The 20,257-nt window shown below is 42.6% G+C and carries 12 protein-coding genes; 11 read left to right on the top strand and 1 reads right to left on the bottom strand.

The annotated features are described in order from the left end of the window. Window positions 1–49: 49 nt before the first annotated feature. From BW976_RS27520 to BW976_RS27470, 11 genes are all read left to right on the top strand, one after another. Window positions 50–3,214: a SusC/RagA family TonB-linked outer membrane protein gene (locus tag BW976_RS27520; protein WP_076378673.1), complete on the top strand. Its 3,165-nt coding sequence runs from the start codon at window positions 50–52 to the stop codon at window positions 3,212–3,214. 10 nt (window positions 3,215–3,224) lie between these two features. Beyond that, window positions 3,225–4,799 (top strand): RagB/SusD family nutrient uptake outer membrane protein, encoded by a 1,575-nt coding sequence (locus BW976_RS27515; protein WP_076378698.1) that lies wholly within the window; start codon window positions 3,225–3,227, stop codon window positions 4,797–4,799. A 38-nt stretch (window positions 4,800–4,837) separates the two neighbouring features. Beyond that, window positions 4,838–6,064 (top strand): glycan-binding surface protein, encoded by a 1,227-nt coding sequence (locus BW976_RS27510; protein ID WP_076378671.1) that lies wholly within the window; start codon window positions 4,838–4,840, stop codon window positions 6,062–6,064. Window positions 6,065–6,214: 150 nt separating this feature from the next. Beyond that, window positions 6,215–7,945 carry an alpha-L-arabinofuranosidase gene (locus BW976_RS27505; RefSeq protein ID WP_076378669.1) on the top strand — a complete coding sequence of 577 codons (1,731 nt, stop codon included), beginning with the start codon at window positions 6,215–6,217 and terminating at the stop codon, window positions 7,943–7,945. Between the two features lie 24 nt (window positions 7,946–7,969). Continuing rightward, on the top strand, window positions 7,970–9,631 hold the full coding sequence (locus BW976_RS27500; RefSeq protein ID WP_139332451.1) for an alpha-L-arabinofuranosidase: 1,662 nt from the start codon (window positions 7,970–7,972) through the stop codon (window positions 9,629–9,631). 55 nt (window positions 9,632–9,686) lie between these two features. Continuing rightward, a complete protein-coding gene (gene galA / locus BW976_RS27495) occupies window positions 9,687–12,500 on the top strand; it encodes a beta-galactosidase GalA (RefSeq protein ID WP_139332450.1) in 2,814 nt (937 codons plus the stop codon). Window positions 12,501–12,539: 39 nt separating this feature from the next. Continuing rightward, complete coding sequence (locus BW976_RS27490; protein ID WP_076378663.1) at window positions 12,540–14,699, top strand: glycoside hydrolase family 3 C-terminal domain-containing protein; 2,160 nt, start codon at window positions 12,540–12,542, stop codon at window positions 14,697–14,699. Window positions 14,700–14,902: 203 nt separating this feature from the next. Next, a complete protein-coding gene (locus BW976_RS27485) occupies window positions 14,903–16,378 on the top strand; it encodes a cellulase family glycosylhydrolase (protein ID WP_175614194.1) in 1,476 nt (491 codons plus the stop codon). Between the two features lie 152 nt (window positions 16,379–16,530). After that, window positions 16,531–17,013 carry a CAP domain-containing protein gene (locus BW976_RS27480; RefSeq protein WP_076378659.1) on the top strand — a complete coding sequence of 161 codons (483 nt, stop codon included), beginning with the start codon at window positions 16,531–16,533 and terminating at the stop codon, window positions 17,011–17,013. Between the two features lie 365 nt (window positions 17,014–17,378). Continuing rightward, window positions 17,379–18,125 carry a GH12 family glycosyl hydrolase domain-containing protein gene (locus BW976_RS27475; protein WP_076378657.1) on the top strand — a complete coding sequence of 249 codons (747 nt, stop codon included), beginning with the start codon at window positions 17,379–17,381 and terminating at the stop codon, window positions 18,123–18,125. Window positions 18,126–18,608: 483 nt separating this feature from the next. Continuing rightward, window positions 18,609–19,253, top strand: coding sequence for an HAD family hydrolase (locus tag BW976_RS27470; protein WP_076378655.1), 645 nt, complete (start codon window positions 18,609–18,611; stop codon window positions 19,251–19,253). 30 nt (window positions 19,254–19,283) lie between these two features. Here BW976_RS27470 and BW976_RS27465 read toward each other — a convergent pair whose 3' ends face one another. Beyond that, the gene (locus BW976_RS27465) at window positions 19,284–20,180 is read right to left on the bottom strand and encodes a helix-turn-helix domain-containing protein (RefSeq protein ID WP_076378653.1); all 897 of its coding nucleotides are present in this window, start codon (window positions 20,178–20,180) and stop codon (window positions 19,284–19,286) included. Window positions 20,181–20,257 lie beyond the last annotated feature (77 nt).

The raw sequence follows: 20,257 nt of genomic DNA, 5'->3' as shown, positions 1-20,257 counted from the left end.
TTTTTTGAACCAATTATTCACCAACCCTAAAATTTTAGCTATTTAAAAAATGAAGAAGAAATTAAAAAGAAAAGTAACCGGAAAGCGTTACTGGATTTTCTTTACGTTGATATTCTTTTCTTTTACCTGCTATGCCCAAACCCATAGTATTACCGGAAAAATAACCAGTGCTGATAATTCCAAGCCATTACCCGGTGTAAATGTTAGAGTTAAGGATTCGTCAACAGGTACGGTATCAGGGATAGATGGTAGTTACACCATCAGTGCAAAGTCCGGAGACGTATTGATCTTTAGCTTTGTAAGTTATAGCACCCAGCAAATATACATTGGACAGACTAGCACCATCAATGTAGCGCTTAAACCATCAACAAGCGATTTAAATGAGGTAGTGGTTATTGGATACGGTACCAAAAAACGCGGGGATCTTACCGGTTCAGTATCTTCTGTTACCGCTGCTGATATTGTAAAAACACAACCTACAACAATTGATCAGGCCTTACAGGGACGGGTAGCGGGAGTGGTAGTACAACAGGTCTCAGGTCAGCCTGGTGGTGATGTCAATGTACAAATACGGGGCCTTGGTGGTTTTACTGGCTCGCCGCCGCTTTATGTCATTGACGGGATACAGATCCCGCCCAACGCTCAATCGCCCATTCCGGGCAATGGCACAAATCCCTTATCCAGCATTAATCCATCAGATATCGCTTCCATAGACGTGTTGAAGGATGCATCCGCAACAGCTATATACGGATCGCAGGCATCAAATGGTGTAATTATTATCACCACTAAAAAGGGAGTTTCAGGCCCGCCCCAGGTAAGCTATGATGGATACGTAGGCTGGCAAAAACTGCCCAAGTATTATGATGTGATGGATTTGCGTCAGTACGCGACGTTTATGAACGAAAAGGGGACCATTATAGGTTACGACCTGAGGCCACAATTTGCAAACCCTCAATATCTGGGTGTAGGCACCAACTGGCAAAAAGCCTTGTACCGGACCGCTCCTATGCTAAATCACAACGTTGCTGTTAGCGGCGGCGATGCCCGTACTAAATATTATTTATCGGGTACCTATTTTTCACAGGAGGGTATTGCCTTAGGTTCCGATTTTAAACGAACTTCCGTTAAAGCAAATATTGATAACAAAACAACCGATTGGTTAAGAATAGGTACCAACATACAATTGGCCCACGTTGCTGAAAATGTGGCCACGACCAATACCGGGGTAATTCTTCAGGCTTTAAATCAGACGCCCGATGTAAATGTGGTCAATCCTGATGGTACTTGGGGTGGTAATGATCCCAATATTTATGGAGCAATAGGAACCAATCCGTTTGCGATAGCTACCATCGTAAAAGATTTTAAAAGCAGGTATCAGTTATTCGGCAATGCTTATGCCGAGATTCAATTTACAAGAGACCTTAGTTTACGCAATGAGGTTTCTGGCAATTTCGACTTTGCTACGGAAGATTATTTTAACCCCACTTATACTATGGGCGCCTATACTAAAACGACAAATTCCGGAACGTCCACAAGCGCGCAAAACTTTTATAATTCAATTACCAATTACTTAACATACAATCACACTTTTAACAGCAAATATTACGTCAATGTAATGGCGGGACATGAGGCGCAGCTGCTTAAGAATAATAGTGTTTCAGCTACAAGGACCAATTTTGCGAGTAATAATGTACAAACCATCAGCAGTGGCGATGGAACAACCGCAACCAATACCGGTACTAAGGGACAAGGTTCACTGGAGGCCTATTTTGGGCGTGCAAATTTTACCTATGATGATAAGTACCTGCTAACAGCCACGGTACGACATGATGGTTCTTCAAAATTTGCGCCGGCTAACCGATGGAATACCACGTACTCCGGTGCACTGGCCTGGAAAGTAAATCATGAAGCGCTTTTGAAAGATATCAAAGCGATCAACGATTTAAAACTCAGAATCGGTTACGGTTTGGTAAATAATCAGAATATTTCCGAGTATGCTTACGGGTCTACCTTAACCACGGTAGCAACCGGTTTATCAGGCAATTCACAGTTAACGGCCACAACCGGTAACCCGGATATCAAATGGGAAACCACAAAATCCTACAATGTGGGCCTGGATGCCAGTATTTTAAACAATAGAATAACATTTACCGTTGATGCCTACTACCGTAAAACTTCAAACTTATTATTGAGTCTTACTGAACCTTTTTATTCAGGTACGTTTCCAAATGGAGGATATTCGCCGGGCGCGGTTCAAGCCCCTTATGTTAATATCGGATCAGTAAGTAATAAAGGTATTGAGTTTTCCTTGTCAACGGTCAACATCAGATCTAAAGATTTTAACTGGAGAACCAACCTGACGTTCTCACAAAACAAGAACAAAGTTTTGGCCTTAGTCGATGGTACCCCTGCCATTTATGGTGCTGTTACAAAGACTGTTGTGGGGCGTTCCATCGGTGAATTTTATGGTTATCAATCCCTGGGTATTTATAAGAACGCGGCGGATTTTACCAAATACCCGGCGTTATCACAAAACGGGAACGGATCTATACCCATTACGCCTGGTTCCGGCGGGGTTTGGGTAGGTGATGTTATTTTTAAGGACATTAATAAGGATGGCAAAATTGACGCGAATGATCAAACTTTCTTAGGATCGCCGTTGCCAAAATTTCAATATGGTATCAATAACTCATTTTCCTATAAAAACATTGATCTGAATGTTTTTATGACCGGTAATTATGGCAATAAAATTTACAACCAGCTAAAGGTTAACGGAAATAACCCTAACCAAAATTTTGGCTATTTCGCAGATGTAATTAATTACGCTAAAATAGGGCTGATAAATCCTACCGGTTCTGCATCTGATATTAACAATGTATATATCACCAATCCGGAAACCAATATTACCCGGATAAGCCAAAGCAGCGGCAATGATAATCAGCGTTTTTCTGATAGATATATAGAAAGTGGCTCTTTTCTGAAGTGCAAAAGTATTGCTTTGGGTTATAGCTTTTCGAACAGCCTCTTAAACAGAATTCACCTGAAATCATTACGTGTTTACGTCAATGTGACCAATGTATTTACCATAACCAAATATACAGGTTATGATCCGGAGATCGGTTCATGGAACCCTTTGGCAGCGGGTATTGATAACGGCTATTATGCACAGCCACGTGTTTATACGGTTGGCCTTAACGTATCGCTTAATAATTAAAATTATGATTATGAAACTGATTAAATTAAATATATGCTTATTGTTTATCATGGTGGTGATAATCAGCTGCAAAAAGGATTTTTTAAACCGACCTCCTTTAACCGGATTAACTACTGATAATTTTTATAAAAGCAGCTCCGATCTAAGGCTTGCTACAGCTGCCCTGTATGCCCAGCCCTGGTTTAGCTGGAATAATTTCCCGCTATTGGGGGTTGGTGACATTATGAGCGGCAATATGCTGCAGCCTTATAACGCCGACCTGGTTCAGTTCACTACATTTTCTATCACCAGCCAAAATTCCTATATCACCAATTCATGGCAATCCTTTTATGATATTGTGGCTCATTGTAACATCAATATTAAGGCGATTAATACCAAACTTCCTGATAGTGTCTCTGTCAAAAGTAAAACGGGGGCTCTTGGAGAACTGAGATTTATACGGGCCACTTCCTATTTCTTTATAGCCCAGTTATGGGGCCCGGTACCTATTATTGAAGACAATGATAAGCTGATCGCGAATCCTTTAGTGCCGCGCAACAAGCTGAGTGATGTTTATAAATTTATCATCAATGATTTAAGGTATGCAGCAGCCAATCTGCCCAAATCAGATCAACCCGGACGTGTAACCACTTGGTCAGCACAGGGTTTACTGGCCAAAGTGTATTTAACCAGGGCAGGTTTAGGGCAAAGTGGTAGCCGTAACCAAACCGATCTGGATAGCGCGGCCTATTACGCGGGAAGCGTTTGTAATACAAGTGGTTTAACGCTATTACCAAGTTACTATAATCTTTTCAGAACACAATTTAATGATAATTCCGAGTCGCTGTTCGCGTTTCAATGGGCGCCAGGTGTAGGTTACGGTGGTGGAAATGGTATACAGGCGCAATTCGCGCCCAGTAGCAGCCTGATTACCGGAGGTGGTGGCTGGGGAGGGGCAATCGGTCCTACCATTGATCTGGCTAACTTATACACTCCACAGGACTCCATCCGCCGTAAGGCAACTTATATGCTAACCGGTGATCATTATCCCGAGTTAAACGCTGCAGGTGGCGGTTATACCGCTACCGGGGTAAATGTTAAAAAGCACGTGGTTGGTACGGCTGCCGATAATAATTCGCCAACCATGGACCTTTGGTCATCGATTGAACATAATGCGGTAATACGGTTAGGGGATGTGTACCTGATATACGTAGAAGCATTACTGGGTAATAATGCTTCTACTTCGAATGGTGAGGCGTTAAAGTATTTTAATGCGATAAGAACCAGAGCAGGGGTTGATCCGGTAACCAGTATTACAACTTCAAGTCTTTGGAACGAGCGGAGAGTTGAATTGGCATTTGAAGGCCAGTACTGGTTTGACCTGGTTCGTCTTTCCTACTATAATCCCCAGGGAGCGATAGATGCGATCAATAAACAAGTCAGGCAACAATTTACCTATGATCCTGGTACCGGAACAAAAACGCTGGTAGCCAATGGTCTCATCATTACGCCGGCGACCAAAGCGACGTTCACCTTGCCTATACCGGCAAATGACCAGACAGCGGACCCCAAGTTATTGGAGGAACCGGTAGCCTACTATAAATAGACCATTTAGAATCATTTAATAATTCTTAAAAATAAATCATGAAAAAGCTACTTTACAATGCCAATAATTGTTTATTGCTTGTACTAATCGCAATAATATTTATTGCGCAATCCGGCTGTAAAAAAGATCAAAAATATGGTACGGGTACTCCCGTTATTACCCATATCCGTAATTATGTTGCGAGTCCAGGTGATTCGCTTTTAAGCAAAGTCGGAACGGGGCAATGGGTTGTTATTTCCGGCCGTAATCTAAAAGGAGCCCTGCAAATTAATTTTGATGGGGTAGCAGGATCCTTTAATGATGCCTGGTTTTCCGATACCAGCGCGATTGCCTTAATTCCCGCGGTTATCGCTTTTCCGATAGTGCCAGCAAAACAACTTAATACGATAACTTACGTAACCACGCACGGCCAAACAACGTTTTCTTTTTCCATTGTGGCCCCTGCGCCAACAATTTCCGGTGTTTCTAATGAAGATGCAAGTCCAGGCGATTCAGTTAAAATTAATGGGTTTAACTTTTTCTTTATCAAAAGTTTAACCTATGCCGGTATTGCAATTACTAATTATACGGCCTCTTCCGATGGCACCACTATTAGCCTTGCGGTACCTGCGGGCGTTACGCAAAATGGCGGCATTGTAAGCGTCACAACGAAATCCGGTTCAGCTTCTACCGTTTATAACGTTCATGATTTCGTTGACGGCGTATTTCAAAACTGGGATTCCATAAATACGTATCCATGGGGGTCAGATACAGAAAACAGTTCTGCTGATTTTCCCGGTAATACCGGCTACTATAATGTCTTGACTGCAAGTAACCTTACTGCGAATGACTATGCCTGGTACAATGGTGGTCGAGGAGTTAACATGGGCGCGGCTCAATGGGTTAAGGTCGCAGATATTGACAGCAGTTTATCCAGTTATGCTGTAAAGTTTGAATTATCGGTTCCTAAATCTACTCCGTGGACTGCAGGTTCTATTTTCGTAGCAGCAAATGGGAGCTTTGATTATATAGCCCGGTACAGGCCCTGGATAAACAGCGCGGGTAAAACAACACCTTTTACTACAACCGGCTGGATAACTGTTACTATTCCGTTATCAAGCTTTTTAACCAATAATGGCACCGGCACTCCGGTTGCGTCTATATCAGATTTAGTTGGTTCAAGTGGCAAGACTGGTATGAACATATGGTATATCAATGATGGTTTAACCACAGTAACAGCCTTTAAAGCAGCAATCGATAACATTCGGGTGGTGAAAATAAAATAGAAGATAGTTTTAGTTGACCAAGTTAATGTCTGGGGCCTTACATAACGGGCCCCGGCATTATTTTAAGTTTCCATAATTCCAAATTTATCAATACTATAAAATAGCTTCTCTTTTTACCGGCAGAAATTCTGCTCAATACATCATTTATCTATGAACATTTTCAGTAAATACCTTTATAGCCTGTTTTGCATTACCGCCCTCATGGCTTGCAAAAATAATAGTAAGAACGAGGTCACACCTGTAGCAACGGATACAAGCACGGCAAAAATAATTCCGCAGACGGATCCTTCCGTCGCTAAATCCGCAGGCTTTTTTTTAGATGATTGGGCACCAAAAACATTTTCAGCGCCGGTTTATGCCGATACCGTAAAGCCGGTAAGTAACGCGACGGTTACCATCAATGTCGACTACAGCAATGTGGTTGCCAAAGTTCCCAAGTATCTGTTTGGCAATAATACCAACCCGTATATGAGTCAAATTGTGACCGAACCTGTTTTACTCAATAATATAAAAACACTTTCTCCTAACATTCTGCGTTTTCCGGGCGGCAATATCAGTAGTGTCTTCTTTTGGGACGGCAATATACCGGCAGATGCACCGGCTAATTTATATGATTCAAACGGGAATACGGTAGCCGCTGAATATTGGTCAGGTACCAACACGGCCGGTTGGACGCTGTCTTTAGATAATTATTACAATACCTTACTGCAAACAAACAGTACTGGTATTATTACCATCAATTATAGTTATGCCCGCTATGGCACAAGCGCCCATCCCGATCAGGTTGCTGCGCACCTAGCCGCTAACTGGGTACGCTATGATAAGGGGCGTACCAAATATTGGGAAATTGGCAATGAAAGCGGTGGGCCATGGCAGGCCGGCTGGAAAATTGATCTTACGCAGAATAAAGACGGTCAGCCGCAGATCATTACAGGAGCCTTATATGGTAAACATTTTAAAGTTTTTGCAGACTCCATGCGTAAGGCAGCTGCTGAGGTAAACGCTCAAATTAAAATTGGTGCACAACTGGTGGGAACGGATCCCACTAATTCCTGGAATGCTGTTGATAAAACATGGAACTCTGGTTTGTTTGCCTCTGCTGGTGACTATGCTGATTTTTATATTGTACATGACTATTTTACCGGGTCTGATAATGAAACTGCCGCAACAATTCTGAATTCTCCGGTAACCGAATCCAAAGCCATCATGGATTGGATGAAGACCACCACTACACAGGGAGGAGTGCCCTTAAAACCAATAGCGCTTACCGAGTGGAACTTGTTCGCGACAGGGGCAAAACAAATGGTATCCTATGTTGCAGGTATACATGCCGTTGAGGTATTAGGCGAATTGCTGAAAAATCAATTTGGCATGGCCAGTAGATGGGATCTGGTGAACGGATGGGGTAATGGGGACGACATGGGGATGTTTAATGCGGGAGATGAACCGGATGGTGTGAGTAAATGGAACCCGAGACCCGCCTTTTACTATATGTATTATTTCCAGAAATACTTTGGCGACAGAATGGTTAGCTCGACCGTACAAACCAGCAATGATGTATTAAGTTATGCGTCTTCGTTTAATTCCGGCGCGGCCGGCCTGGTCATTGTCAATAAAGGCTCCGCAACACAAACAGTAGGCGTTAATATAAAAAACTTCGCAGCCGGCAGCCGATATTACTATTACACCTTTACAGGCGGCAAAGATAATGGCGAATTTTCCCGCAAAGTTTACATCAATGGAAATGGCCCTACCGGAGCCGCCGGAGGCCCGGCTAACTTTTTGACATTGGGGGCCCGTTCTGCTGCAATCTCCGGCGGTATAAAGATATCCGCACCACCAAGTTCGGTTGTTTTTTTAATAGCCGATGGTAGGAAATAATAGGGTCAGGTATAAGATATGAAAATGAAAATAAAATTATTCTCTATAGTGATATTATGCATAGGTCATCAGGTCTATGCACAAAATACACAAGGTTTTTTTCTTAACGGTGATCAAACCAAAATGGCAGATATGCCTAAGAATTATATCAAATACGATCAGCCGAAGGCTGTTGCAAGTGTAGAGGTTAGTGTTGACGCGGGCAAAGTGATGGGTAAGGTCTCAAAGTATATTTATGGGAACAATACGAATCCTTATATGACCAACATTATTGGTCAGCCTGCACTTTTAAACGCTATCAAAACGCTAAAACCACAGGTATTACGGTATCCGGGAGGCAATCTGAGCAACGTGTTTTTCTGGAACGCCTCTCCAGGAGAGAAACCGTCTGATGTACCTGATACTATTCTGTACGGAGATAACCGGGAGAAAAAACGGGAGCAATTTTGGTATGGCAGGGATGAAAGGGCAAACACCTTATCGCTGAATAATTATTATGCCACATTAAAACAGACTAATAGTACCGGTATCATTTGCGTGAATTACGGTTACGCCCGTTATGGTACAGACACTAACCCGGTTCAGAAAGCTGCTCATTTAGCTGCGGAATGGGTACGCCATGATAAAGGGCGAACCCAATTCTGGGAGGTGGGGAATGAAAATTATGGCACCTGGCAGGCCGGTTTTCAAATTGACACTACTAAAAATAAAGATCATCAACCCAGGTATATCACAGGGCAATTATATGGAGCGCATTTTAAAGTGTTTGCTGACTCCATGAAGGCTGCTGCCAGGCAGGTAGGCGCGACAATATATGTCGGCGCTGTTATAATCGAGACCCTGAAGGAAAAATCATGGGAGGGAGTGATAGAGAAGAATTGGAATACGGGATTTTTTAAAATGGCTCGTAATACCGCTGATTTTTTTATCGTACACAGCTATTACACACCCTATAATCAAAATTCATCCGCCTCGGTTATATTAAATACGGCTACTGCCGAAACCACTAAAATAATGGCTTACATGCATCAGATAGCCATTGATTGCCATGTGGATCTAAAACCGATTGCCTTAACGGAATGGAATATTTTCGCGTCGGGATCCAAACAGGCTTGCTCCTATATCAATGGCATACACGCGGCGATCGTGCTCGGGGAATTGGCTAAAAACAAATACGGAATGGCGAGTAGATGGGACCTGGCGAACGGCTATAATGAGGGCAATGATCACGGTATGTTTAGTAAGGGTGATGAGCCTGGTGTACCCGTATGGAACCCCCGGCCCGTGTATTACTATATGTATTATTTCCAAAAATTCTTTGGTGACAAACTGGTTGAATCATCCGTTTCCGGAAGTACCGACGTATTGATTTACGCCTCAAAATTTACATCTGGTGAGGTCGGCCTGGTCATCGTCAATAAGGGATTGAATCAACAAACTATCAGTATCAAAACCGAAAACTTCAACCCTGGCAAACGCTATTACCTATACACACTCACGGGTGGTAGTGATAATGGCGAATTTTCGCAAAAAGTCTTTGTAAACGGCAAAGGCGGGAGATATGCCGCTGGTGGACCTCCCGATGCTGAATCCATAAAACCATTTTCGGCAGCAACCAAAAGCGGTATAAGCATTAATTCGCCGGCATATTCTGTTCAATACATCTTAATCGACAATGAAAAATAGACCTGTAATAAAGTGGGTGCTGTGCGTCCTGTTGCTCTTAACAGAAAAAACAATAATGTATGGACAATCTTCCATAGTTCCTTTAAAACGGGAACATCTATCTATGGATAATGGCTGGCGGTTTGCATTGGGGCATGCTTACGATCCGGCAAAGGATTTTTACAACGGAACAAGTGGGTTCTCTTATTTTGCCAAAACAGGGTACGGGGACGGGGCCGCCTCGCCTCAGTTTGACGACAGGGGTTGGCGTAAAATAAACCTGCCGCACGATTGGGCAGTTGAACTGCCCTTTAGTCCCCGTGGCAGCTTAAGTCACGGGTCAAAGGCAATAGGCCGGAACTTTCCGGAGGCCAGCGTGGGATGGTACCGTAAGACCTTCGTTGTTCCGGCTGCCGATTGGGGCAAACATATATCCATTGCCTTCGATGGGGTTTTTCGTAACAGCATCGTTTGGGTCAACGGGCATTATCTGGGCACTGAACCCAGCGGGTATAATAGCTTTGAATACGACATTGCGGAGTATTTAAACTATGGCGGCGATAATGTCATAGCAGTACGGGCTGATGCAACCATGGAGGAGGGCTGGTTTTATGAAGGCGCCGGCATCTATCGTCATGTTTGGCTCAATATAACCGACCAGCTGCATATAGCCACCAATGGAACCTTTGTTACAACACAGGTTAAAAACAATACCGCTGCTGTTACCGCAACGGCAACGGTTGTGAATGAAGATAAAAAAGAAAGGAGCTTTAGTGTTACACAAACCATTGTGGACGCAGGGGGTAAAGCCCTCACGACAAACAGGGTAAAAGGGCTCAATTTGAAGCCTTTTGCATCGCAGGATGTAAAAAGCATTTTATCCGTTAACGATCCTCAACTATGGTCGATAGAAATGCCTTACCTGCATCGGCTGATTACTACGATTGAAGAAAACGGTATCCTTGTTGATACTTATACCACAACGTTTGGGATACGTACCATCAGGTTCGACACTAATGAAGGTTTCTTTCTGAACGACAAACACGTTAAAATCAAAGGAACCAATAACCATCAGGATCATGCAGGTGTCGGTACAGCCATCCCCGATGCTTTATTGGATTTTCGTATCCGCATCTTAAAAAGTATGGGATGTAATGCCTATCGCTGTTCGCATAACCCACCGTCACCCGAACTGCTGGATGCCTGTGATAGGCTGGGGATGGTGGTTATCGACGAAAATCGTTTAATGGGGGTAGCATCAACCGAGCTAAACGATCTAAAAAGAATGATCCTGCGTGACCGCAACCACCCCAGCGTTATCAGCTGGTCGATCGGGAACGAGGAATGGGCCATTGAAGGCAGCATTACCGGGACGCGTATAGCTGCTACAATGCAGGCCTTCGCCAAATCTGTGGATTCAACCCGTTATATTACGGCTGCTATAAGCGGCGGCATTGGTTATGGAATTTCAACCACCATAGATGTCCTGGGATATAATTATGTAGCCACTAAAAACACCGATGAACAGCATCAAAAATACCCCAACCAGTTTAGCTGGGGTACCGAGGAAGGATCGACGGTAGCATCAAGAGGTATCTATACGGATGATTTGAGCAGGCACCAGCTTGCTGCGTACGATAGAAAACAAAATGATTTTTTTTACAGTATAGAGCAGAGTTGGAAGCATTATGCCGGGCTTCCTTACCTGGCTGGAATGTTTATATGGACCGGTTTTGATTATCGGGGCGAGCCTACGCCTTTTGGATGGCCTTCCATCGAATCGTATCATGGTATGCTGGATGCCTGTGGATTTCCCAAGGACGACTACTATTACTTAAAATCATGGTGGACGGATCAAACCGTAGTACACTTGTTACCACACTGGAACTTGCCGGGTAAAGAAGGCCAGGAGATCAGGGTATGCGCCTATAGTAATTGCGATGAGGTGGAGCTTTTCCTGAATAGCAAAAGCCTGGGTAAAAAGACCATGGAGCCAAACGGGCACCTGGAATGGCTGGTAAAGTATGAAGCCGGAACACTGGAAGCCATAGGCTATAAAAAAGGCATCAAAGCTGGTCGCGACGTTGTTAAGACCACTTTAACTCCCGCTCAGCTTAAACTACTGACTAATCAGCCTGCAATAAAAGGTGATGGAAAGGATATCGCGGTAATTACTGTACAGGCTGCTGACAAAAATAATCTGGTGGTGCCAACAGCTGATAATGAGATCGGATTTTCAATCAATGGCCCCGGTAAAATCATAGGGGTAGGTAACGGAAATCAAACGTCGCTTGAACCGGATCAATACCTGGAGCGGGTTGATATAGTTAATATCGGCAATTTAAAGGAAAAGTTTGTAGACGATTTAAATGTGACTGCTGAAGTTGCGGCGGGATATGATGACAGCGGCTGGCAAAATGCATTTAAAGATACTCGGGATGACAAGTTTGGGCAAAAGGTAAGAGCTTTAGTTTACCGGGCGGGTTTTAATGTTCCGTCGGATGCAGCAGCAGCGGTCGCCACTTTTTTCAGTAAAAGTATAGGCAAGGTGGAAAGTATTTATATTAATGGTAAAGAGATTGCGCACCAGATTGAGGAGAATAAGGAAAAGTATGAATTTAAACTGGAAGCCGGGTTGCTGCACTCAGGCATGAATACCATAGCCATAGTGGCTACGCCGTTGCTTAACGCAAATATCTGGGCAGGTGTTAATACAGATCCGGGTTTAATCCAGTTAGTTTATCCTCCATCACCCTATAAACGAAAACTATTTAATGGTTATGCTCAGGTTATTGTTCAATCAACCGGCCAGCCCGGGACGATAAATTTAAAAGCAGCGTCGCCTGGGTTAAAAGAACAAACAGTTGAAATTACAGCTGCGAATAAATAATTCAATACAAACGCCACAATTAAAATCAAATCAATATTTATGAAATATATAATAACCTGTGTTATGGCCCTTCTTCTGTTCAGCGGTGTTTCAGCGCAAAACAAAGCTGACGTATCCCTTAATACAAAGATCAATAGCATCATCAGGAAAATGACGTTGGAAGAAAAAATTGAGATGCTGCATGGCAATGCCTTATTTTCCTCCGGCGGGGTAAAGCGTTTAGGGATTCCGGAACTGACGTGTGATGATGGCCCCTTAGGGGTTCGCGAAGAAATAAAGCGCTTTGATTGGAATTCGGCCAATTGGACAACAGATTCTGCCACATTTCTGCCCAATGGTTCGGCGATAGCGGCTACCTGGAACCCGGCAATGGCTTATAAATATGGGGTAGTCATCGGCGAGGAAGCCAATGCCCGTAAAAAAAATGTCATGCTCGCACCCGCATTTAATATTTGCAGAATGCCGCTATGTGGCCGTACTTATGAGTACTATTCTGAGGACCCGTATTTGAACGGCCAGTTGGCGATTCAGGCGGTAAAAGGAATCCAAAGCCAGGATGTGGCGGCATGTATCAAGCATTTTGCAGCAAATAACCAGGAAGTTAACCGGGATAATGTAAACGCGGTGATTGACGAAAGGACCTTGCGGGAAATTTATTTGCCGGCATTTAAGGCAGCTGTGGAGCAAGGCAACGCTTATACCGTCATGTCGGCTTATAATAAGGTAAACGGTTACTGGTGTTCCGAAAATGATTTTTTACTTAACAAAGTATTAAAAAAGGAGTGGGGTTTTAAGGGAGTTGTTATATCAGACTGGGCCGGTGTTCATCATACAGTTGCTGCTGCGAATCATGGGCTTGATATTGAAATGGGATCTGCCGGCCCGTACGATCAATGGTATTTTGCCAAGCCGCTGCTTGCCGCGGTTAAAGCGGGTAAAGTTTCAGAGGCATCAATTGATGATAAAGTAGAGAGGGTTTTATGGTTGATGTACCATACCTCCCTGAGTAAAAATCACCCAAAGGGATCTATCGGTACGCTGGTGCATAGTCGAGCGGCATATGATATCGCGGCGGAATCGATAGTTCTATTAAAGAACGATCTGCATTTACTGCCCTTAAAACCAAATAAGATTAAAAGCATAGCTGTAATCGGGGACAATGCCATACGCACTTTTGCTTCCGGAGGTTTTGGAGCAGGTGTGAAGGCTAAACATGAGCTTACCGCATTGGAAGGCATCAAATCACGATTCGGTAAAACAACCGACATTAAATTTGCACAAGGTTATAAGGCGAATTACCTGGCCAGCAGAACCGATGATCAAAATGCAGGTTACGATAAACCTGATCAGGCTTTAATCAATGAGGCTGTGGCCCTCGCAAAAACAACCGATGTCGCTATTTTGTGTATTGGCTCAAACCGGGAATATGAAAGCGAAGGTCATGATCGTAAAACCTTGGATCTGCCATTCGGGGAACAGGCATTGGTTGATGCTGTGACTGCCGCTAATCCCAAAACGATCCTTGTAATCATGGCAGGGGCTCCCTACGATCTAAATAAAATTAAAAAGTCAAACCATACCATCGTTTGGTCATGGTTTAATGGATCAGAAGCCGGGGCTGCACTGGCCGACGTTTTAGAAGGTATTATTAACCCATCTGGGAAATTACCTTTTACCTTCCCAGCTTCCTTACATGATTCACCGGCATTTGCACTGGATACCTATCCCGGTAAAGATACGACTGCTTATTATAAGGAAGGGATATTGGTAGGCTACCGCTGGTATGATACCAAAAAGATCGACCCGCTTTACAGTTTTGGATATGGGTTATCATACACTGACTTTGCTTATACCAATCTTGAAACCGATAAAAAGAATTATAGACCGGGTGAAACGATAACCTTATCAGTTAAAATAAAAAATACGGGTGGTCTCGCAGGTAAGGAAGTTGCCCAGTTATATGTCAGCAAAATAAACCCTAAAGTGTTAAGACCCGAAAAAGAGCTCAAGGCATTTAAAAAGGTTATGATTGCGCCGGCAAAAACGGCGGTGGTTTTAATGAATATCAACGTAAATGACCTTGCTTATTTTGATGATAAGTTACACAAATGGGTGGTCGAACCTGGTGAATATAAGATACTGGCAGCCTCGTCATCTAAAGATATCAAACAGATAGCGATTATTAAGATTACAGAGTAAAAATCAAATCAAAACCAGGTTAAATGACTTTGTTTAGCCTGGTTTTGTGGTCAAAAAACGATTCTGTCATCCCTTACCTATATAATACATTTATGAATAAATACCCTCCTGCATCAACAATCCTGCTGCGCACCAACTATCAGCCGCCTGGCTGCTTTAATTATAATTTCATCAACCAATTAATAATTAAAAACAAACCAATTATGAAAAAAATCACATTATTATTAAGTGCAGTTTTCTTCTGTATGATCATTTTTGCCTGTAAAAAATCGGCAAACATTATCCAGTCAAATGAAAACAACGCTTCCTCCTCCTCAAAACTAAGCACCATGGCTGCTCCCGCTGGTTCGGCCGTCGCAAAATACGGACAGTTGTCTGTATCGGGTCGGTATTTGAAAAGCCAAAGTAATGCGACCATTAGCTTGCGCGGACTCAGCGAGGGTTGGAGCGGCTGGTGGCCACAATTTTGGAACGCCAATGTGGTAAACTGGCTTACCGATGATTTTAAGATAGATGTGGTCAGGGCATCCATGAGTGTGGATGTCACCCCCGGATACCTTAATGATCCCACCCAGCTTACACTGCTCAAAACCGTTGTGAATGCAGCCATTGCCAAGGGTACTTATGTTATCATTGACTGGCATGCCTCACCTTTGCTGCAAACCCAAGCCGTAGCATTCTTCTCGTCGATGGCACAGCAGTATGTTGGTAATCCAAATATATTGTACGAGATTATTAATGAGCCAGATAACACCGTAACGTGGCCACAGGTAAAATCATACGCGCAGGCTGTTATTGCTGCCATACGGCAATATGACCCCAACAATATTATTATTGTAGGAAGCCCTAGCTGGGATCAGGACATACGCGATGTGGCCGATTCGCCGATAACCGGGTATTCAAACATCATGTACTCGGTGCACTATTACGCAGCCAGTCACGGCCAATGGTTAAGGGATGATTGCACCTATGCCATCGGCAAAAATATTCCGATATTTGTAACGGAAAGCAGCGGCACCGAAGCATCGGGCAGCGGCTCTATCAATTATACGGAATGGGAAGCCTGGCTAAGCTTTTTGGAAATCAACAAGATAAGCTGGGTCAATTGGTCGGTGACAGACAAATCAGGTGAGCTGTGTTCAATGCTTCTACCCGGCGCGTCGTCAAGTGGTGGCTGGACAACATCGCAGTTATCCGAAACCGGGAATTACATACGTAATAAATTACGTGGATATGCTGCTATTGTTTCCGGTAAAACCTATCGCATCACGCCCGTACACAGTGGCAAGTCTCTCGACATTACTGGTGCTTCTACTGCTGATGGCGCTCTTGTGCAGCAATGGACATATTCTGGTGGAAGCAACCAACAATTCATTATTACAGATGTGGGCGGGGGGTATTATCGTATTTCGCCGGCCAGTGCTTCGAGTAAGGGATTTGATGTTAGCGGTGCTTCTACCGCCGATGGCGCTTCCATTATCCAATGGGTATATGGCGGCGGAACCAATCAACAATGGCAAATTGTACCTAACGGTAGTAACTATAATATCAAATCGGCACTTAGCGGCAAGTGCCTTAATGTTCAGGGCGCGTCAACTGCCGATGGTACGCCTGTGATACAGTATGGGTGTGATTTAAGTGCTACCAATGAGCAATTTACATTAACTCAGCTTAATTAACCATTACTATTGTAAACGACCACAACGATTGGTGAAATCAAAGCCCTTGCCCTCCTTTACTGGGCAAGTGGCTTTTTGATAGGATATCTAAAAGATACTGGAAGTATTTCCTCCTGTTTGTGCTAAATTACATAACGTATTAAAAATAAATTATGATTGCCAGATGCTTCTCCTTATTTCTTTTAATTTTCTTGCTAACCAGCTGTAAAAAGGATTCTCCAAAAGTGCCTCTCATAGAGGTTGATGGAAAAACAGGCATGCTTGCAGCAGTTAACAAACTACGTGAAGCTGGTTGCAAATGCGGTCAGGATACTATGCCACCCGCACCTTTGCTCCGTTGGAACGACACCCTTGCCATTGCTGCAAACGTGCATGCGAAAGACATGTTCTACAATAATTATTTTTCCCATACCGCTCCTGATGGATCTGTACCAATACAAAGGGCGAAAGCCGTGGGTTATACCGGAGGCAGTGTTTTAGAAAATATTGCCAATGGGTATAATTCCTTAACAGATGTAATATTGGCATGGAAAAATAGTGAAGACCATTGTAAAAGTATGATGGATAGCTCATACAAAGAAATGGGGGCCGCAAGAGCAAACGAATATTGGGTACAGGAGTTTGGCAAACCATAAGCTTAAAATATCTTATAATACTTTCTAAGACACAGCAAAAGGATCTCGCATCATGAAAAGTTGCTTTATATGCCGATCCTGATTTTCTCCATTCTTTTGATAGGTTTGTTGGCTGATTTTTTTTATTAAATAATAAGCTGTTATTTTTCCTATAATACCTATAGATCAATAATTTATAAGCATGAATATATCCCGTATTGATAGTTGTTTTTAATAATAACCACCTCAATATCAATCGGTCTTTCTTATCTGTTGTCCACTTAAAAAGGAGAAACATTTGATATATATATTATTAACAAAAGGTCCATCGTCGCATCTTTCTTCATACTATTTTTGGGAACCAATAAACCATTTATTAAAATTTTATGAAAAGAATCCTAACGATTGCAGTCTGTGCTGTTTTGCTTTCAGCCTGCAAAAAAGAACCACAACAACCTGTTAAAAACTCCGCTGCGGTAGAAGCCAACTGGAGTTCAAGTGATCCTTGGGGATCCTGGAGTAACGGCGGTTACACCTTCCTGAATGATATTTGGGGTACAGGTACCCCGGCCCCGGGTCCGCAAACCATCTGGGCAAATTCGTACAGCAACTGGGGGGTATGGGCACAACATACCGGCGCCGGTATAAAAAGCTATCCTCATGTTGGTAAGGTCGTTAACATGAATATCAATTCCTTAAGCAGTTGTACCAGCAGCTTTAATGTAAACAACCCCAGTGGAGGATCTTACAGTACCGACTATGACATTTGGCTAAATAATTATGCCTACGAAGTTATGCTTTGGACATACAAATCCGGGGCGGTAGGGCCTATTGCGGGTAGTTATGATGCCAACGGCGGTGTCCCGGCTTATACCAATCAAACCATTGGCGGTCACACCTGGAATGTGTATAACGGCCCCGGGAGCAATAACAGCCAGGTGTTTTCCTTTGTACGAACAAGTAATACCAGTTCGGGCACTGTCGATATAAAAGCTATTTTACTTTGGATACAAAGTAAAGGATGGTATAATAACCCTCAGCTTCAGGATATACAGTTCGGATGGGAAATAACAAATACAGATGGTGTCGGGAAAGACTTTGGCTGTGCAAGCTTCAACATCTCTGCTCAATAATAAATAATACCTAAACTCAATCTCCTAAAAGCCTTCGGATTAATTTCTGGAGGTTTTTAGTTTTTGCATAGAGGTTCATTTAATCTTCGGAATTAATTAGTAAACAGGTAATCACATGGGTCGGCTGGTTGTCAAACATGACAAAATAGAACTAGTGCACGTATCGTTTGGCAATTTTTTATCCGGCTGTTGCCTGTGGCCCGGGCTACCCATTACAATCTTTTTCAAAGGATTTTCATTGCTATCCTTAACGGTATCGACTCTTGGCTCCAAAAGTTTTTTTTAATTGCTTTTTAAACCGAATCAGATAAAAAGATATTGAGGTGTAATATTCCGGAGGTTTGTGTTTCTTTATGTAATTGTTAGGTATACACTATTTATCATCGCATTAATGTTCATATTGATCAGTCTATTTATTAGGCTTTATTGATTGACAAAAAATAATGTCCATTTTGTTTCTCTGGTATTTAATTTCATCGTTCAATGAGTAAGTTTAAAGCAATAATTTATGATCTGGATAATACAATTTTTCCGACTCATTTAATAAAAATGGAAATGGTCAGCCCCGTTTTGCAGGCAATTAGAGATGCAAATGATCATAGATTATCTGCTGAACAACTGACAAATGCGTTAACTGATTGTTATCGACTTTCAATAAGGGAGGTAGCAAAGAAATACAACTTTTCTGAATTGATGATCAATGCCGCGCTCTCGGCATTGTCCGCTATTGAAATAAATGATCAGCTGACAACTTACGATGATTATCGTTTTTTAAAAGAAATAGAAGGATTCAGGTTTTTGGTAACATCAGGTGATTCTAATTTCCAGATGTCTAAGATCAATAATCTGCGGATAGCGAATGATTTTAATGAAATTTTCATCCATGACGATAATGAATCAGGATTTAAAGGCAAACTCCGGATTTTTCAACATATACAGCATAAATATGGGCTCAATAGTAATGAAGTCATGGTGGTTGGTGATAGCGCAGATAACGAAATAGCCGCGGGTAACGAGTTAAAGATGACTACAGTTCAAATTTTAAGAAGTGGAATAACCAAAGCAAGTATTGCCCAATATCATATCGGGAATTTTTCAGAACTATTTTCTCTAAACCTTTCCATATAGGAGGATTTAAAAAAAAACTTTGATATCTACTCAGTTTAAGCCTCGGTAGTCATTCGGGGTCATTCCGGTTTTTTGTTTAAATAAACGTGTGAAATGTTGCTTGTATTTGAACCCTAATTCGCCTGCTATATCATTTATAGATTTTCCTGCATCAAAGATTTTCTCTTTGGCCTCGTCGATCAGTTTGGATTGGATATATTCCTGTGCCGTATTTCCTGTTTCTTTTTTGATGAGGTCGCCGAAATAATTGGGCGATAAATGCAGTTGATCAGCGCAATAAGCTACGCTTGGTAAACCTTCTGCTTTTGCTTTCCCTGATATGAAATATTCATTTAGCAGGTTTTCAAAACGCATCAGCACGTCTTTGTTTACATTGTTGCGGGTAATGAACTGACGGTCATAAAATCGCATGCAATAGTTCAGAAACAATTCGATATTGGATACGATCAGCGTTTTGCTATGCTTATCAATATTTTGTTCTATCTCTCCGGCTATTTTCTCAAGACAATCGACAATCATTTTTCTTTCTTTTTTTGACAGGTGCAGCGCTTCGTTTACACCATAGGAAAAGAAGGAGTAATCTTTAATTGCCTTTCCTAAATGGGTTCCCTTGATAAGATCAGGATGAAAAACTAAAGCATAACCCGAAGGCTTTATCGCCTTTCCCTCGCTATCAATGCCGTACACCTGGCCCGGAGACACAAATACCAGCGTCCCGTCTTCATAATCGTAAGGCTGGCAGCCATAGGTCATGTTGCCACATCTGATATTCTTCAAAAAGACCGCATAGACGCCTATGTATTGACGGAAGTGAAGTATGGTTGGTACTTCATTAAAATTAACTACGCTCACCAGTGGATGACGGGTATCAACCCCTACATAGTTATTATATTGACCTACAGTGTCTATTCTGCCTACTCGTTCCATAATCAGGATTTATGATACAAATTTAGCGAACGGTTTTGTATTGAACTGTTATCTGTCAGCGCATCAGTAAAACTGGT

The sequence above is a fragment of the Mucilaginibacter lappiensis genome, from assembly GCF_900155965.1.
Classification (GTDB): Bacteria; Bacteroidota; Bacteroidia; order Sphingobacteriales; family Sphingobacteriaceae; genus Mucilaginibacter; species Mucilaginibacter lappiensis.
Note: the sequence above shows the minus strand (reverse complement) of the source record. Positions and strands in the feature narration are given on the sequence as shown.

Coding starts and splice junctions, on each gene's coding strand:
- BW976_RS27520 (WP_076378673.1), top strand. CDS start 50: ATGAAGAAGAAATTAAAAAGAAAAGTAACCGGAAAGCGTTACTGGATT.
- BW976_RS27515 (WP_076378698.1), top strand. CDS start 3,225: ATGAAACTGATTAAATTAAATATATGCTTATTGTTTATCATGGTGGTG.
- BW976_RS27510 (WP_076378671.1), top strand. CDS start 4,838: ATGAAAAAGCTACTTTACAATGCCAATAATTGTTTATTGCTTGTACTA.
- BW976_RS27505 (WP_076378669.1), top strand. CDS start 6,215: ATGAACATTTTCAGTAAATACCTTTATAGCCTGTTTTGCATTACCGCC.
- BW976_RS27500 (WP_139332451.1), top strand. CDS start 7,970: ATGAAAATAAAATTATTCTCTATAGTGATATTATGCATAGGTCATCAG.
- galA (WP_139332450.1), top strand. CDS start 9,687: ATGTATGGACAATCTTCCATAGTTCCTTTAAAACGGGAACATCTATCT.
- BW976_RS27490 (WP_076378663.1), top strand. CDS start 12,540: ATGAAATATATAATAACCTGTGTTATGGCCCTTCTTCTGTTCAGCGGT.
- BW976_RS27485 (WP_175614194.1), top strand. CDS start 14,903: ATGAAAAAAATCACATTATTATTAAGTGCAGTTTTCTTCTGTATGATC.
- BW976_RS27480 (WP_076378659.1), top strand. CDS start 16,531: ATGATTGCCAGATGCTTCTCCTTATTTCTTTTAATTTTCTTGCTAACC.
- BW976_RS27475 (WP_076378657.1), top strand. CDS start 17,379: ATGAAAAGAATCCTAACGATTGCAGTCTGTGCTGTTTTGCTTTCAGCC.
- BW976_RS27470 (WP_076378655.1), top strand. CDS start 18,609: ATGAGTAAGTTTAAAGCAATAATTTATGATCTGGATAATACAATTTTT.
- BW976_RS27465 (WP_076378653.1), bottom strand. CDS start 20,180: ATGGAACGAGTAGGCAGAATAGACACTGTAGGTCAATATAATAACTAT.